The organism is Hydrogenophaga sp. FG152, assembly GCF_057809615.1.
The window spans coordinates 449,628-465,313 of record NZ_JBMDKH010000001.1 but is presented as its reverse complement, the minus strand read 5'-3'; the positions used below and the strand labels follow the sequence as shown (position 1 = coordinate 465,313).

The 15,686-nt window shown below is 69.5% G+C and carries 12 protein-coding genes; 5 read left to right on the top strand and 7 right to left on the bottom strand.

Annotation, left to right across the window (positions count from 1 at the left end):
* Positions 1–184 precede the first annotated feature (184 nt).
* Positions 185–796 carry a response regulator transcription factor gene (locus ACODTB_RS02240; RefSeq protein ID WP_291111356.1) on the top strand — a complete coding sequence of 204 codons (612 nt, stop codon included), beginning with the start codon at positions 185–187 and terminating at the stop codon, positions 794–796.
* Positions 797–2,587 (top strand): ATP-binding response regulator, encoded by a 1,791-nt coding sequence (locus tag ACODTB_RS02235; RefSeq protein ID WP_291111358.1) that lies wholly within the window; start codon positions 797–799, stop codon positions 2,585–2,587.
* 8 nt (positions 2,588–2,595) lie between these two features.
* Here ACODTB_RS02235 and ACODTB_RS02230 read toward each other — a convergent pair whose 3' ends face one another.
* Positions 2,596–2,910: a hypothetical protein gene (locus ACODTB_RS02230; RefSeq protein WP_291111360.1), complete on the bottom strand. Its 315-nt coding sequence runs from the start codon at positions 2,908–2,910 to the stop codon at positions 2,596–2,598.
* Positions 2,911–3,107: 197 nt separating this feature from the next.
* Between ACODTB_RS02230 and ACODTB_RS02225 the strand changes: the two genes are divergently transcribed.
* Positions 3,108–5,000, top strand: coding sequence for an InlB B-repeat-containing protein (locus ACODTB_RS02225; protein ID WP_291111362.1), 1,893 nt, complete (start codon positions 3,108–3,110; stop codon positions 4,998–5,000).
* 14 nt (positions 5,001–5,014) lie between these two features.
* Here ACODTB_RS02225 and ACODTB_RS02220 read toward each other — a convergent pair whose 3' ends face one another.
* Entirely contained in the window at positions 5,015–7,549 is a 2,535-nt protein-coding gene (locus ACODTB_RS02220) for a DUF1631 family protein (RefSeq protein ID WP_291111364.1), read from the bottom strand.
* Between the two features lie 145 nt (positions 7,550–7,694).
* Positions 7,695–8,939 carry an MFS transporter gene (locus tag ACODTB_RS02215; protein ID WP_291111365.1) on the bottom strand — a complete coding sequence of 415 codons (1,245 nt, stop codon included), beginning with the start codon at positions 8,937–8,939 and terminating at the stop codon, positions 7,695–7,697.
* An 83-nt stretch (positions 8,940–9,022) separates the two neighbouring features.
* On the opposite strand from ACODTB_RS02215, the gene ACODTB_RS02210 reads away from it, so the two are divergent.
* Positions 9,023–9,859 (top strand): AraC family transcriptional regulator, encoded by an 837-nt coding sequence (locus ACODTB_RS02210; protein WP_291111366.1) that lies wholly within the window; start codon positions 9,023–9,025, stop codon positions 9,857–9,859.
* A gap of 109 nt (positions 9,860–9,968) precedes the next feature.
* On the top strand, positions 9,969–10,223 hold the full coding sequence (locus ACODTB_RS02205) for a hypothetical protein (protein ID WP_291111368.1): 255 nt from the start codon (positions 9,969–9,971) through the stop codon (positions 10,221–10,223).
* 1 nt (position 10,224) lies between these two features.
* Here the strand turns inward: ACODTB_RS02205 and ACODTB_RS02200 are convergent, their stop codons facing one another.
* From ACODTB_RS02200 to ACODTB_RS02185, 4 genes are all read right to left on the bottom strand, one after another.
* On the bottom strand, positions 10,225–11,646 hold the full coding sequence (locus tag ACODTB_RS02200; protein WP_291111369.1) for a coniferyl aldehyde dehydrogenase: 1,422 nt from the start codon (positions 11,644–11,646) through the stop codon (positions 10,225–10,227).
* 78 nt (positions 11,647–11,724) lie between these two features.
* Positions 11,725–14,343, bottom strand: a complete 2,619-nt coding sequence (clpB, locus tag ACODTB_RS02195; RefSeq protein ID WP_291111370.1) for an ATP-dependent chaperone ClpB — start codon at positions 14,341–14,343, stop codon at positions 11,725–11,727.
* Positions 14,344–14,452: 109 nt separating this feature from the next.
* Complete coding sequence (locus ACODTB_RS02190) at positions 14,453–15,211, bottom strand: GNAT family N-acetyltransferase (protein WP_291111371.1); 759 nt, start codon at positions 15,209–15,211, stop codon at positions 14,453–14,455.
* A gap of 1 nt (position 15,212) precedes the next feature.
* The gene (locus tag ACODTB_RS02185; protein WP_291111372.1) at positions 15,213–15,686 is read right to left on the bottom strand and encodes a molybdenum cofactor biosynthesis protein MoaE; all 474 of its coding nucleotides are present in this window, start codon (positions 15,684–15,686) and stop codon (positions 15,213–15,215) included.

Sequence of the window (15,686 nt, the reverse complement as noted above, 5' to 3'; positions counted from 1 at the left end):
TGACCAGCACGCGCTCGGTGGCGGTGGAAGCCGTCGTGCCAGGCGTGGAAGGCCGGGTTCTTCTGCATTCGATTGAGGGGTTCTCGAGGATGTCAAGAATCCGTGGCGATATTCCCGAAAGGCGGTGACCTGCCCCTTGGGGCAGTGCCCAAAAGTGCATGGTGGGCCCAGAATCGACACGCCCATGAACCTGCTCCTCATCGATGACCACCCGATGTTCGGCGTCGGGTTCGTTCACGCCCTCACCCACCTGCGCCCAGGCATCGACGCCCGGGCGGTGCTGCACCTGGAACACGGGCTGGCGCTGGCCCGGCAATGGCCCGGGCTGGATGTGGTGCTGATCGACTACCGGCTGGCGGGCGACGATGGGCTGGCCGGCTTGCGGCGCTTCGGCACGCACCACCCGCTCGTCGCACGCGTGCTGATCTCGGGCCAGGAAGACCGGCACCTGCTGGCGCAGGCGCGCACGGCCGGCGCCGCGGGCTTTCTGGGCAAGTCGTTGCCGATCGCCGAGATCCTGGCTGCGCTGGAGAAGATCGTGGGTGGTGGCGAACATTTCCACGCGGCGGAAGTTGCCGGCAGGCTTCTCACGGGAGCAGCGACCTCCGGCCCGACAGCCCGACAGCTCGAGGTGTTGCTGCTGGTGGCGCGGGGCCAGCAGAACAAGCAGATTGCGCACGAACTGGGCATAGCCGAGCGCACCGTGAAGCTGCACGTCACCGCGCTGCTGGATGCGCTGGGCGCGCGCAACCGCACGCACCTGCTGGTGCTGGCACGCGACTCGGGCCTCATCTGAATGGACCGGTCCACCAGCGCCCCGGGCCCGACCGCGCTGGAGGTGGACCAGATCAACCGGCTGGTGCGCACCACCCCGGCGGTGTGGTTCCTGAGCACACTGGGCGCGTTGATCTGTTACCTGCAGTTCGCCGACTCGCAGACCGATTCGCGCCTGGACTGGTGGCTGGCCGCCTTCTGCGCGGTGAGCACGCAGAGGCTGGTGGCGTCCCTTTTCGTGCACCGCGTACCGCGCTCGGTCCGCCTGATCCGCTGGTGGCTGAGCAGCACGCTGGTGCATGCCGCGCTGTGGGGCCTGCTGAGCGTGGTCCTGCTGACCCCGGGGCCGCCCCAGGCGGAGTCCATCCTGCACATCACGCTGGTGGCGATAGCCATGGGCGGCTCGGTGCGCCTGCCCGGCTTTCGCCTCACGCTGATCGCCCATGTGGGTCTGGTGCTCGGCCCGCTGATCCTGCGCGACCTGTGGACGGCCAACCCATACCACGCGGTGCTGGCGTTCCTGGTGTTCCTGATCGGGGTGTACGCCCTGGTCAGCGGCCGCAACCAGTCGCTGGCCCTGCGCGAGATCCACGTCCAGCGCCAGCGCAACGAGGAACTGATCGTCGCCTTGCAAAGAGAGAACGAACGCAGCGAAACCGCGCGCGGCGTGGCCGAAGAGGCGAACGCGGCACGCACCCGCTTCTTTGCAGCGGCCAACCACGACCTGCGCCAGCCTCTGCACGCCATGCGCCTGCTGTCTCAGACGCTGCTGGAACAGGGCCACAAGGTGGACGTGGCCGCGGTGTCCACCCACCTGGTCGAGTGCGTGGAGGGCATGGCGGAGGTGATCGACGACCTGCTGGAGATCACGCGGCTCGACGTGGGCCACATGGCACCGCACTGGTCGAGTTTTCCGCTGGACGATCTGGTGCGGGAGTGCTGCCGGCCCCACGAACCACTGGCGCTGGCCAAGGGCCTGCGGCTGGACATCGATGTGGCCCGGCTGGCCGTGCACAGCGACCGCGCCCTGCTGGCCCGGGTGCTGAGCAACCTGGTCTCCAACGCCATCCGCTACACCGAGCGCGGCGCGGTGCGGGTGGCCTGCGCCCTGACAAGCGACGAAAGCCACGTCTGGCTGGATGTGGAAGACACCGGCATCGGCATCGGTGAAGAGGACCTGCCGCGCATCTTCGAGGAGTTCTACCAGGTGGGCAACCCGGCCCGCGACCGCCACCTGGGCCTGGGACTGGGCCTGGCCACCGTGAAGCGCCTGAGCGACCTGCTGTCGCTGGATGTGTCGGTGCTGCGCTCGGCGCCCGGCCAGGGCAGCGTGTTTTCCCTGAAGCTGCGGCGCGTGGCCATGGACGAGGTCACGATGAGCGCCGCGCCCCATCCCGAGCCGGGCGCCCAAGAGGCTTTGCTGCCCGGCCACCGGGTGCTGGTGATCGAGGACGACGCCGATGCGCGCGCCGCGCTCACGGGCCTGTTGCGCTCATGGGGTTGCGACGTGCGTTCGGCGGCGGATGCGGCCACCAGCCTGGACCACATTCGGACGGGGTTCCGGCCCGACGCCCTGGTGGTGGACCTGCGCCTGCCCGACGGTGCCAGCGGCATCGACGCCTTGCGCGATGTGCGCGCGCTGCTGGGTGACGAGCTGCCCGCCGTGATGGTGACGGGCGACGCCGGAAGCCCGCACATGCGGCTGGCCCAGGACGCCGGCCTGACGGTGATGGTCAAGCCGGTGCGGCCGGTGCAATTGCGCGCGTTCCTGGGGCAGGTGTTCGCCAGGGAGCAGGCGCCGCAGCCCGATTGAGGAAGGGCTCAGCGCAACAGGGGGTTGCGCGCGGGCGGCGCGCCCTTGCGGCTGCACACCGCCTCGGACACCGAGCGCCCCAGCACATTGAAGGACCCGCCGACGAAGCAGCCGTATTCCTGGCCGCTCTTGGTGCGCACGGCGTAGCGGGTGGTGGTGCCCTCGTCGACGCGGTTGCTCACGGTGAACGCGTTCCGCTCCAGGCCGAGCGCAAAGGCGGTGCGGTCGACGATGGCCTCGTCGGTCACGGCCATCGAGGCGCAACCGGCGGTGAGCAGCAGCAGCGCGGCAAGGGTGGGTACCCAGAGTCTGGGTGAGTGCATGGGTTCTCCTGTCATGAAAGTAGTCGGTTTTGACGGCAAAGGTCTGCCGCGAACCCATGCTAGGCGGGACCTCCCCGGCGGGGAACAGCACCATCGGGCAGGTGATGCGCGCGCGCATCGCCCTGCCCGATGGTGCTATGGAGCCGCGCGCCCTTCGTTCCTAGCATCCGCCCCATGTACAACCATGGAGCACATGAATGAAATGGCAAGGAACGATCGCACGGCTGTCCGTGCTGGCGGCGGTGGCCGCCGTGCTGGGCGCCTGTGGAGGCTCGAACAACAGCAGTGGAAGTGGTGGCAACAGCCCCGCTCCCGCTCCGGACACCAGCAGGCTGGAGGTGACCGTGGTGGGCAGCGGCAACATCAGCTCACTGCCCACCGGGCTGGACTGCAACGACGCCTGCGGCGCACCCTTTGCGACCGGCAGCGCGGTGACGCTGACGGCCACACCGGCGGCGGGGCAGCAACTGGCCAGCTGGAGCGGCGCCTGCAGCGGCGCGGCGCTGACCTGCACCGTGTCGATGGACCAGGCGCGCTCGGCCACGGCCACCTTCGTGGCCACCACGGCCACGCGCTTCGACCTGTCGGTCACGCGCACCGGCAGCGGCGATGTGACTTCGTCACCGGCGGGCATCAGCTGCGGCAGCAGCTGCGAGGCCCAGTTCAACGCCGGCACCCTGGTCACGCTGACGGCCAGCCCCGCGTCGGGCCAGGTGTTCGATGGCTGGAGCGGCGCCTGCCGCAACCAGGCCCTGAGCTGCGACGTGACGATGAGCGCGGCGCGAGCCGTGGCGGCCGCCTTCAAGGCAGCGCCCAGCCAGGCGGGCTGGGGTGAGCTGGTGAACCTGGCGGGCGCGGGCGCGGCGACGCCGGTGGTGGCCATCGACGACGCGGGCCGGGCCACCGCCGTGTGGCGCCAGCTGAACCCGGGCACCACCGAGCACCACGTCTGGAGCAGCCGCTCGGTCTCGGGAGGCACCTGGTCCACGCCCGAGCGGCTGGAGAGCAACACCGGCAACGTGAGCGAACTGCGCTTGTCGGTGGACGCGGCCACGGGGCGCGGCATGCTGCTGTGGATCCAGGCCGGCCCCACGGTGGACCTGCATGCGAGGCCGCTGGACCCCACCACCGGCTGGGGCGCCGCCGCGGTGGTGGACAGTGGCGCGGGCATGGTCGGCGTGAGCAGCGTGGGCACGGACCACAGCGGCAACGCGGTGGCGGTCTGGTCGCAGATCGGCCCGGCGACGCGCTTCAGCATCCACGCCAACCGCTACACGCCCGGCGGCGGCTGGGGTTCGCCGCAGCTGATCGAGACCAACGAGGTGGTCGGCAGCGTGGACGGTGACCCCGTGGTGGCGGTGACGCCCGCCGGCGACGCACTGACCGTGTGGAAGCGCTCCGGCGGCGGCGGTGACCTCTGGGGCAACCGCTTCACCGTGGGCGCGGGCTGGGGAACCGCTGCCGCCATCGTGACCGACGCGGGCGCCTTCCAGACCCTGGGCCGGCACGACCTCGCGCTCGATGCCGGTGGCAACGGCCTGCTGGCCTGGGGCCAGCTCGACATCGCGGGCGGCACCGGCAACAACGCCATCTGGTTCAAACGCTTCAATGCCGGCGCCTGGCAACCGGCGGTGGGCACCGTGGCACCAGCCGTGCCCAACACGCAAGGCTTCGTCAGCACGCCGGTGCTGCGCATGAACGCGGCGGGCACGGCGGTGGTGGTCTGGGGCGATGCCGACCAATCGCTGAACGCGGCGGCGGCCGCCCCGCAGGCGGTGGCCTTCAGCGGCCCGACCACGCTGCGCAGCGCCAACGGCGGCACCTGGGACAGCCTGCCGGTGGTGGGCATGGACAGCGCGGACCGCGCGATGGTCGCCTGGGTCGATCCCGTGGGCAGCAACGTCACGGTGTCGCGCCTGACACCGGGCAGCGGCTGGTCCACGGCGGAGGTGGTGGAAACCTACACCGACCCGTCGTACACCCCGGCCCTGGCCATGAACGGGCAAGGCCACGCGGTGCTCGGATGGGCGCAGCTCTTCTCCGCCACCGGCACGCAGATTGTGGTGCGCCGCTGGAACGCGGGGCCGTGAACGGGCGACGGCCTTCAGGCCGCGGCCGACTCCGCCGACCTCGACGAGGCGGCGGGGTCGGCCTTTTTCATGGCCTGCAGCGCCTTCTGCACCACACCCTGCTGCGTGTTGACCGGGCGCAACAGGCGGCTGGCGATCAGGCGTTCGCAGCTGCGCTTGGTCATCGAATGCGGCCGGCCTCCCCGGCTCACGAACATGAACAGCGTGCCCTTGCTGCTGGCCCAGATGAGTTGGGCGCGCAGCCACTCGCGGTGGGAATACAGGTCCACCCAGTCGCCTTCGTGCAGGCCCACCAGCGTAGCGGCGGCGTTGATGTCTTCCAGTTCGCCCTCTTCGGCCAGGGCCGCGGCCTGCGAATCGTCCTCGCTGGCGCGGGCCTGCACCTGGGTTTCGATGAGGTCGCCGTAATCGGTCGGCATGGTGTCCTCGAAACCGGCGGCCTCCAGCTCGCGCTTGCCCAGCCAGGGCTGCGCGCGCGGCTTCGGCTTGCGCTGCTCGGGCGTGGCGGGCAGGGTTTCGTCGAGGTCCATGGACATGGAGGAAGGCACCTCCTCCAGGGGCATCGCGCCGGAGTTCTCCATCGGCGGCAGGCCGGAGTGGCTCGCATCGGCGCGGATGCGCGCGCGGCGAAGGCCGAGCACAGGCTGGTGCAGGCGCATCAGCGCATCGAAAAAAGGCTTGGTTTCCTCGCGCGTCTTGCCCAGCATGTCCAGCCCCGCGTGCAGCGTGGCGAGCATGCCGGGCACCATGGCGAACAACTCCTTGGGCCGCTTGAGCGTGACTTCCTTCTTCACGCTCCACAGCAGGTTGGACACCACCTTCCGGTAGCCGCCGGGGTCGGCCTCGTCCGGCTCGTTGAGCTTGGCCGAGGCGATCACCAGCGACCAGGGGCCATAGAGGAAATCGAGGATCACCCCGGGCGCATTGTCCACGTCGGGCCGCTGGCTCAGGTCCCAGGCGATCTGGTCGGCCATGGCCTGCCGCTCTTCGGCGTAGCGGATGGACTGCAGGCTGTTGTCCTGCAGCGCGAGTTCCTTCTGGTCCTGCGCTTCCCAGCCCTGCCGCAGTTCGGTGAGCACGTCGGCGAACGGCTGGGGGTCGCGCGTGGCGGTGGCGTTGAGCTCGTTGAACGCGCTCTGCACCGGCTGGAAGAAGCTGTCGAACTCGGGCGCGAACTCGTCGTTGAACTTGAAGCTGCGCTGCGCCACGCTCTCGATCAGGCGCCGCGCGGGGTGCTCGTCCTCGTTGAAGAAGCGCGGGTTGGCCATGGCCAGGCGCAGCAGCGCCGGCTCCAGCGCCACCACCGCTTCGCGCACCGGCCCGAGCAGCAAGGGATCGCTCGCCACCTGGCTGACCAGCGTGCGCACCAGGTCCAGGCCCACGGCCTGGCTGACGCGCTGCGCCTTCTGCTTGAGGTGCATGAGCACGCGCGAGCGCTCGTGCGCGGCGGCGTAGGTGCCCCAGGCCTTGTGGCTGAGCTGGCTGGAGATGCCGATCTCGCGCGCCGGCCGGTCCACCACCGGCAGGTCGCGGTACTGCGTCTGCTGCTCCAGGATCATGGACTCGTCGAGCACCGGGATCGCGGCAAACGCCTCGATGGCGGCGAGCTCCTCGCTCACCTGCTCGTAGTAGTCCGGGGTCAGGTGGCGGTCGAAATGCTTGCCGCCCTGCTTCAGGAAGTCATGGAAGACCTGGTGGTCTTCGCCCGGTTGCATGCGCGCCAGCGTCTGCATGGACGGCAGCGGATCGGCACTGGCCCAGCCCGGCGCGTGGTGGCCGCTGCCCCCGGTGTCGCCGGCGTCCTGCCACTGGCTGCTGGACGGGACGCCCAGGCCGGCCGCGCGGGACGAAGTGCCCAGGCTGCCCGAGCGCGTGGACAGGCCGCCGGATCGGGTGGACGCGCCCGACTCTTCCACCAGCCGCACGCGGTAGCCGGCTTCCTGCACGTTGGCGCGCTGCAGGATCAGCGCCACGCGCTCGTAAAGCTTCTGCAACTCGCGGGCCAGCGCGTCGCCCATGTGCCGCAACCACAGGGCGCGCACCTCGGGTTCGGATTCGGCCGAGGCCATGAGCTCGCGCAGCGCCCGCACGAAGACCGAGGGCCGCATGGGGTTGCGCTCGGCCTGCACCGTCTGCAGGCCGATCACCGAACTCATCAGGGCATCGAGCACGCCGAGTTGCTGCTCCACCACCGGCATGAGGCTGTGCACCAGCCGGGCCGATTCGAGCGACTCGTTGACCGCGTCGTCCTCCACCAGCGACAGCAGGGAAGACTCGGAGAGCAGGGCCGGGCGCGAGCTGTTCATCTCGGGCGAGGCCATCAAAGCATCGCGCAGGTGCTGCGAGAAGCTGCGCCCCCACTGGATCTTGTTCTGCAACAGACCCCACCAGGCCAGCGCGAGACGGTCGCGCTGGGCGACTTCCTTGGAAGCTTTTTCCGCGGCCTGCAGGCTGGCAATGGCCGAGTCGGCGCAGCGCGCCAGCATGTCGGGCGCGCCGGAGAGTGCTTCCTGGAAGCACTGCTGCAGCAAACGGGAGGGCGCCGTCATGGGCGGTGTGCGGGAATCGGCCGGGTGGGTATATGTATCAAGATGCTTTTATACCCGCTGGCAAGGCCCACCGCGTGAAGGGCGGCAAATATTCGGCAGCCGGGCGCAACACCGGCACCGGCGGCGCCCGGGTGGCCGGCCCGCTTCAGGCCGGCGCCAAGACGGTGCGCCGCACCCGGCGCACGTTGAAAGCGCTCGCGATGAGCACCGCCTGCACCACCGCCAGGCCGATCAGCACGCCCTGGAACTGGCCGTGGTCCATGAGCACGCCGAAGATCAGCGGCGAGATCGCCTGCCCGATGTCCAGCCCCGAATAGACCACGCCGTACACGCGGCCGGTGGCGTTGTCGGGCGTGGACTTCTTCACCAGCAGGTCGCGCGACGGGCCTGCGATACCGGCCGAGAAGCCCATGGCGCCGAACAGAACGGGCACCGCCGCCGCCGGCACGTGGGCAAAGGCCAGCACCAGCGCGAGGCAGGCCGCCAGGCCGAAGCCCACGCCCACCACGCGTTCGCAGCGCGCCGGGTCGGCGGCCAGGAAGCCACCCAGCACCATGCCGCCGGCCGAGCAGACCATGTAGATCGTCAGGCACACCGCCACCAGCGCGATGGGCACACCGTGCAGCTGGCGCGCGGCCTCGGGCGCGAAGGCCTGCACCACGCTGAGCGCCATGGCATAGAAGAAGAAGAAACCGAAGCACATCCATACCGCCGGGATGCGCAGGAAGGCCATGGGGTTTTCCACCGCCCCGTGGGCGGCGCCCGGCGCGGGCTTGGGCGCGGCAGGCAGGGCGAGCCGCTCGCGGTTGAACCACAGCACGGCAAGCACCACGAAGGCCAGCACCCCGGCGCTCGCCAGCGCCGCCCGCCACGAATAAGCCAGGGCGATCGGCACCATCATGGCCGGCGCGAGCGCCCAGCCCAGGCTGCCGGTGATGCCGTGCACGCTGTAGGCGTGCCCCAGGCGGGGCGCGCTCACCTTGCGGTTGAGCAGGGTGTAGTCCACCGGGTGGAAAACGCCGTTGCCGATGCCGGCCACGATGGCGAAGAAGGCCATCATCCAGTAGCCGGTGCTGGCCGCGAACCCGAAGGCCGCCACGCCCAGCAGCGCCAGGCCGGCGAACAGCACCGGGCGGGGACCGAGGCGGTCCACCACGAAACCCGAGGCGGTCTGCACCGCGCACGAGGTAACGAAGAAGATGGTCATCAGGAAACCCAGTTCCGCGTAACTGGCATTGAATGCGTCCTTGAGCCAGGGGAACAGCGGCGCGAGCAGCAGCTGGCTGAAGTGGCTGACCATGTGGGCCAGGCCGACCAGCCCGATGAGGCTGGCGTCCTGCCGCAGGGCCACGGGCGGCGGCAGGGATGAGGTGGTGCTGGAGGAGGACATGGCGTGATCGTAGATCGGCCCGACTTCGCCGAATCGCGACGATCTGTCAGAATTCGTTGAAAATCCGCCAACGCACCAAAACGATGCCTCAGCGCCCTCGCCCCGGCCCCACGCAGCTCGGAGACACCGACCCCTTCACGCCCGACGCGGCCCGCCCGGTGCGCGTGCGCGCCCGCGACCTGAGCGCGGACACCCACTTCGAACCACACCGCCACCCCTGGGGGCAGCTGGCCTACTGCGCCACCGGCATCGTGCAGGCGATGGCCTCTCCCGACGACCCGAGCCTGCAGGCGGTGACCTACATCGTGCCGCCCTCGCGCGCGGTGTGGATTCCGCCCGGCATGCGCCACGCCGTCACGGTGCGCGAAGCCGCCGAGTTGCGCACGCTCTACATCCACGCGGGCGCCGCGCCCGCCGGCTGGACGGCCTGCCGCATGATCGTCGTCTCTCCCCTGTTGCGCGAGCTGATCCAGGCCATGGACGCGGCCACGCGGCGCGCGGCCGAACCGGCGCGCGACCGCCTGCTGACCGACCTGGTGCTCGACGAGCTGGCGCACGCCGACACCCAGACCCTGGGCGTGCCGCTGCCGCGCGACAAGCGGCTGCGCGCCCTGTGCGAGGCGGTGCTGCGCGCGCCCGGCGAACGCGCCACGCTGGCCGAATGGGCGGCCGACACCGGGGCGAGCGAACGCACCGTGGCGCGGCTGTTCCGCGAGGAACTGGGCACCACCTACCAGCAGTGGCGGCAGCAGGCGGTGCTGGCACACGCCTTGCCTCTGCTCGCCCGGGGCATGCCCATCGGTCAGGTGGCGGCGGCCACGGGTTATGCCAGCGACAGCGCGTTCAGCGCGATGTTCAAGGCGGCCATGGGCCACCCGCCAACGCGCTGGGGCTTGCGGGCAGACGGCCAGCAACGCTGAAGGAGACTCGGCGCGGCCGTCTTCCCCCCCCTTCAAGGGGCTGTCATATCTGACAGGCAGCATGGGACACGCTCGGGCCAGAATGGTGCCGAGATTCGGGGAGAAAAAAATGGAATGCAGCAACCAACGCTACGTGAAGACATCCCGCGCCTGGGACGCCCTCACCTGGCCCGACCGGCTGGGCCGCCAGACACACACCCTCCTGTTGCTGGCCAACGGCCGCCGCAGCGAGCAGGAACTGGTGGGCCTGCTGGGCGACGATGTGAAAGAACTTCTGCAGCGCTTGCAGCAAGAAGGTTTGCTGCAGTGCGCCACGACCGGGGCCGCGGCGGAGACCGACGACGATGCGGTGGCGGGTGTCTGACTCAGAGCCAGCGCTTGAGCAAGCCCATCACACGCTGGAACCGCGCCCCATACGGCGGATAGAACAGCTGGCCCATCGCCCAGCGCGACTGCACCAGCACGGGCTTCTGCTGCGTGAAGCGCAGGAAGCCGGCCTCGCCGTGGTACGAGCCCCAGCCGCTTTCGCCCACGCCACCAAAAGGCAGGCCTTCGTGCGCGATGTGCATCAGGGTGTCGTTCACCGTCACACCACCGCTGACCGTGCGGTTCAGCAAGCGATCGCGCGCGGCGGTGTCGCTGCCGAACCAGTACAGCGCCAGCGGCCGGGGGCGCAGGTTGATGAAAGCGATGGCGTCGTCGATGCCGTCGTAGGCCACCACCGGCAGGATGGGGCCGAAGATTTCTTCGCCCATCAGACGCACGCCCGGCGCCGCATCGAACACCAGCACGGGATTCATCTGGCGCGCATCACCGCTGGTGCCACCGGGCGGCGCCACATCCACCACGCGCGCGCCGCCGGCCTGGGCTTCGTCCAGCATCGCGACCAGACGCGCCTGGTGCCGCTCGCTCACGATGGCGGCGTAATCGGGGTTGCCCGCGATGCTGGGGAACAGGCGTGCGACAGCGGCGGTGTAGGCGCGCTCGAACTCGGCCTCCCGGTCCCGGGGCAGCAGCACGTAGTCGGGCGCGATGCAGGTCTGGCCGGCGTTGAGCAGCTTGCCGTGCGCGATCTTGACGGCCGCATCGTTCAGGTCGCACGAGGCATCGATCACGCAGGGTGACTTGCCGCCCAGCTCCAGTGTCGTGGGCGTGAGGTTGGTCGCCGCGGCCGCCGCCACCTGGCGGCCGACCTGGGTGGAGCCGGTGAAGAACAGGTGATCGAACGGCAGGCGGGAGAAGTCCTGCGCCACGTCCGGCCCGCCCAGCACCACGCTGAACTCGTCGGCCGCGAAAGCCTGCTGCACCAGCGTGGCCATGAGGGCCGAGGCGTGGGGCGTGAGTTCGCTGGGCTTGAGCATCACGCGGTTGCCGGCCGCCAGCGCCGTGGCGGCTGGGCCGAACGTGAGTTGCAGCGGGTAGTTCCAGGGACCGATGACGCCGACCACGCCCAGGGGCTGGCGCTGGATGTGGGCCCGCGCGGGCTGCAGGTAGAGCGGCGTGGCCACCCGCTGCGGTTTCATCCAGCCGGGCAGGTGCTTGTGCAGCTGGGCCATGCCCGCGCGCAGCACGAACAGGTCCGCCGCCTCGGTGAGCTGCGGGGAGCGCACGCCGAAGTCGGCCTCCACCGCCTCGGCCAGAGCCGGCGCGTGGGTGTCGATCAGGGCACGCAGGCGGGCCAGCCGGTCGCGCCGCAATGCCAGTGGCACGTCCACCTGGGCGCGGCTGGCGTTGTACTGCGCGTCGAACAGCGCCCGCAGAGGCAGGGAGGGAGGGATCTGGGTCATGGGTTTCATGATAGGCCGCCCCTCCCGTCAAGGGTAGAGCCCCTCCTCCATCCACGACGGACGGAGGAGCCCAGGGCCTCAGGCCTGCACGACGCCGTCGCCGAACTCGAACACGCCGGGGTTCTGCACCGGGTCCACGTCCACCGGAATGGACGACTTCGGTGGGTAGCGCCCTTCGAGCAGGAACTTCGAGAGCGGGTTCTCGATGCGCTGCTGGATCGCGCGCTTGAGTGGCCGCGCGCCGAAGACCGGATCGAAGCCGACCTTGGCCAGCTCGGCCAGGGCCGCCGGCGAGACATCCAGATGCAGGTCCATCCTGGCCAGGCGCGCCTCGAGCACCTTGAGCTGGATCGCGGCGATCGATTCGATGTGCTTCGCGTCGAGCGCGTGGAACACCACCGTCTCATCGATGCGGTTGAGGAACTCGGGCCGGAAGTGGTTCTTGAGTTCGTCCCAGACCGCTTCCTTCACCTCGTCGTACGGCGAGCCGACCATGGCCTGGATCATGTGCGAGCCGATGTTGCTCGTCATGACGATCACGGTGTTCTTGAAGTCCACGGTGCGGCCCTGGCCATCGGTCAGGCGGCCGTCGTCGAGCACCTGCAGCAGCACGTTGAACACGTCGGGGTGGGCCTTCTCGACCTCGTCGAGCAGCACCACGCTGTAGGGCTTGCGGCGCACGGCTTCGGTGAGGTAACCGCCCTCCTCGTAGCCCACATAGCCGGGTGGCGCACCGATCAGGCGCGCGACCGAGTGCTTCTCCATGAACTCGCTCATGTCGATGCGGATGAGGTGGTCTTCACTGTCGAACAGGAAACCGGCCAGCGCCTTGCACAGCTCGGTCTTGCCCACGCCCGTGGGGCCGAGGAACAGGAAGGAGCCGGTCGGGCGGTTCGGGTCGGACAGGCCCGAGCGCGAACGGCGGATGGCGTTGGCAACGGCACCGATGGCCTCGTCCTGGCCGACCACGCGCTCGTGCAGCTTGCCCTCCATCAGCAACAGCTTGTCACGCTCGCCCTGCATGAGCTTGGACACCGGAATGCCGGTGGCGCGCGCCACGACCTCGGCGATCTCTTCCGCGCCGACCTGGGTGCGCAGCAGCTGCGGTCGGCCCTTGCCGTCCTTGTTCAGCGCCTTGCCCGACTCGACGGCCTGCGCGTCCTTCAGGCGCTTTTCCAGCTCGGGCAGCTTGCCGTACTGCAGCTCGGCGACCTTGTTGAAATCGCCCTTGTCGGTGAAGGTCTTGATCTGCGAGCGGATGCGGTCCATCTCTTCCATCACGTCCTTGGAGCCGAGCGCGGCGGCCTTCTCGGCTTTCCAGATCTCGTCGTAATCGGAGATCTCTTTTTCCAGCCGCGCGATCTCTTCCTCGATCAGACCAAAGCGCTTCTGCGATGCCTCGTCCTTCTCGCGGCGCACGGCTTCGCGCTCGATCTGCAGCTGGATCAGGCGGCGGTCGAGCCGGTCCATCACCTCGGGCTTGGAGTCGAGTTCGATCTTGATCTTGGACGCGGCCTCATCGATCAGGTCGATCGCCTTGTCGGGCAGGAAACGGTCGGTGATGTAGCGGTGGCTGAGTTCGGCCGCGGCCACGATGGCCGGGTCGGTGATCTGCACGCCGTGGTGCACCTCGTACTTCTCCTGCAGGCCGCGCAGGATGGCGATGGTCGCCTCCACGCTGGGTTCGCCCACCAGGATCTTCTGGAAACGGCGCTCCAGCGCGGCGTCCTTCTCGATGTACTTGCGGTACTCGTCGAGCGTGGTCGCGCCCACGCAGTGCAGTTCGCCGCGCGCCAGGGCCGGCTTGAGCATGTTGCCCGCGTCCATCGCGCCTTCGGCCTTGCCCGCGCCCACCATGGTGTGCAGCTCGTCGATGAAGACGATGGTCTGGCCCTCGTCCTTGGCCAGTTCGTTGAGCACGGTCTTGAGGCGCTCCTCGAACTCGCCGCGGAACTTGGCGCCGGCCAGCAGCGCGGCCATGTCCAGGCTCAGCACGCGCTTGCCCTTGAGCGAGTCGGGCACTTCACCGGCCACGATGCGCTGCGCCAGGCCTTCGACGATGGCGGTCTTGCCCACGCCGGGTTCGCCGATGAGCACGGGGTTGTTCTTGGTGCGGCGCTGCAGCACCTGGATGGCGCGGCGGATCTCGTCGTCGCGGCCGATCACCGGGTCGAGCTTGCCCAGGCGGGCGCGCTCGGTGAGGTCCAGCGTGTATTTCTTGAGCGCCTCGCGCTGGCCTTCGGCCTCGGGGCTGTCCATTTTCTGGCCGCCGCGCACGGCGGTGATGGCCGCTTCCAGGCTCTTGCGGTTCAGGCCGTTTTCGTTGGCGATGCGAGCGAGTTCGCCCTTGCTGTCGGCCACGGCGAGCAGGAAGAGCTCGCTGGCGATGAACTGGTCGCCGCGCTTGATCGCTTCTTTTTCGGTGGCCTGCAGCAGCTTGGCCAGCTCGGGGCCGACCTGCACCTGGTCCTGCCCCTGCACTTCGGGCAGGCGCTTGACCGCCGCTTCAGCGGCCTTGACCAGGCCCGGCACGTTCACGCCCGCGCGCTGCAACAGCGACTGCGGGCCATCGGCCTGGCGCAGCAAGGCCAGCAACAGGTGGGCGGGTTCAATGTAGGCGTTGTCGGCGCCCAGGGCCAGGGTTTGAGCTTCGCCGAGGGCTTCCTGGAACTTGGTGGTGAGTTTGTCGAGACGCATGAAAGGCTCTCCGTAAATTCAGAATTGCCCCACAGGTGGCGCCAATCACCGGATTTTCAAGGCGCGGTTCCACTGTCACGGTCCCGGCCGGCATCGGGTTTGATGTCGATCAAACCGGGGCGGGATCGGGCCGGCGCCAGTAAGCGTAAGCCCAGGCCGTGGAAAAGCCCAGCCTCTGGTAGAGCGCGAGCGCCGGTGCGTTGCTGGCATCGACCTGCAGGAAGGCTTGCGCAATGCCGCGCTGCGCCGCCTCCCGGGCCATCGCGCGCAGCAAGCGCCCAGCCAGGCCCCGGCCGCGCTGCGCGGCCGCGGTGCGCATGCCGTGCACCCCCAGCCAGCCGTGGCCGAACGAAGCCGCACCACAGGCCAGCGTGTGACCGTTCTCGCGCAGGCTGGCATACCGCGTGCCCGTGGCGCGGCTCAGCGAGCGGGCATGGCTCTCGCCATCCACCGGGTCCAGGCCCTCGCCCAGGAACATGGCCATCCAGGCCGCATCAGGCGCATCGGCCAGCACAGCGGCCGGATCGGCTTCGGCGCTCAGCAGCGCCTCGATCGGGGCGGTCTGCGTCAGCGTGGGTTGCTGGCGCACGAAACCCTGCTGCCGCAAGGCCTGCTGGAAGGGCTCGAACGGGGGCAGGTCCGGCAGGCGGAGCGCGGGGGTGAAGCCCCGGGCTTCATACCGCGCCAGGATCGAGGCCAGCAAGCCGAGGTCGGGCGCTGCATGGTGCAGGGGCACGGCGCTGCGCGCGCGGCCCACGGTGCCACTGTCCATGGGCAACAACCAGCCGGGCAGCGCTTCCACCACCTCCGGCGCCACCGCCTGCAGCGTGGCGCGTTCGATGGCTTCGACGTCGGCGGCGCGGGTCATGTCAACCGTTGCGCGCCTCGATGCCCCAGCGCGCGAGCGCCGCGTCGTCGCTCACGCGGGCGTCGACCCAGCGCGCCCCCTCGGGCGTCTGTTCCTTCTTCCAGAACGGCGCCTGGGTCTTGAGGTAGTCCATGAGGAACTCGCAGGCCTGGAAACTTTCGCCCCGGTGCGCGGAGGTCACGGCCACCATCACGATCTGGTCCAGCGGCTGCAGCAGGCCCACGCGGTGGATCACGCGCGCGCCGTACAGATCGAAACGCCGCAAGGCCTCATCGATCATGGCTTCGATCGATTTTTCAGTCATGCCCGGGTAATGCTCCAGCTCCATCGTGCTCACGCTCTGGCCGTCGTTGCGGTCCCGCACGGTGCCGATGAAGCTGCAGACGGCGCCCACGCGCGCGTCCTGCAGGCGCAGTTGAGCGACCTCGGTGCTGAGGTCGAAGTCTTCGATCTGGATGCGGACGCGGGGCGTCAT

Bases quoted from the DNA above. Each gene is read 5' to 3' on its own strand.
- ACODTB_RS02240 (WP_291111356.1), top strand. From the start codon at position 185: ATGAACCTGCTCCTCATCGATGACCACCCGATGTTCGGCGTCGGGTTC.
- ACODTB_RS02235 (WP_291111358.1), top strand. From the start codon at position 797: ATGGACCGGTCCACCAGCGCCCCGGGCCCGACCGCGCTGGAGGTGGAC.
- ACODTB_RS02230 (WP_291111360.1), bottom strand. From the start codon at position 2,910: ATGCACTCACCCAGACTCTGGGTACCCACCCTTGCCGCGCTGCTGCTG.
- ACODTB_RS02225 (WP_291111362.1), top strand. From the start codon at position 3,108: ATGAAATGGCAAGGAACGATCGCACGGCTGTCCGTGCTGGCGGCGGTG.
- ACODTB_RS02220 (WP_291111364.1), bottom strand. From the start codon at position 7,549: ATGACGGCGCCCTCCCGTTTGCTGCAGCAGTGCTTCCAGGAAGCACTC.
- ACODTB_RS02215 (WP_291111365.1), bottom strand. From the start codon at position 8,939: ATGTCCTCCTCCAGCACCACCTCATCCCTGCCGCCGCCCGTGGCCCTG.
- ACODTB_RS02210 (WP_291111366.1), top strand. From the start codon at position 9,023: ATGCCTCAGCGCCCTCGCCCCGGCCCCACGCAGCTCGGAGACACCGAC.
- ACODTB_RS02205 (WP_291111368.1), top strand. From the start codon at position 9,969: ATGGAATGCAGCAACCAACGCTACGTGAAGACATCCCGCGCCTGGGAC.
- ACODTB_RS02200 (WP_291111369.1), bottom strand. From the start codon at position 11,646: ATGACCCAGATCCCTCCCTCCCTGCCTCTGCGGGCGCTGTTCGACGCG.
- clpB (WP_291111370.1), bottom strand. From the start codon at position 14,343: ATGCGTCTCGACAAACTCACCACCAAGTTCCAGGAAGCCCTCGGCGAA.
- ACODTB_RS02190 (WP_291111371.1), bottom strand. From the start codon at position 15,211: ATGACCCGCGCCGCCGACGTCGAAGCCATCGAACGCGCCACGCTGCAG.
- ACODTB_RS02185 (WP_291111372.1), bottom strand. From the start codon at position 15,686: ATGACGCCCCGCGTCCGCATCCAGATCGAAGACTTCGACCTCAGCACC.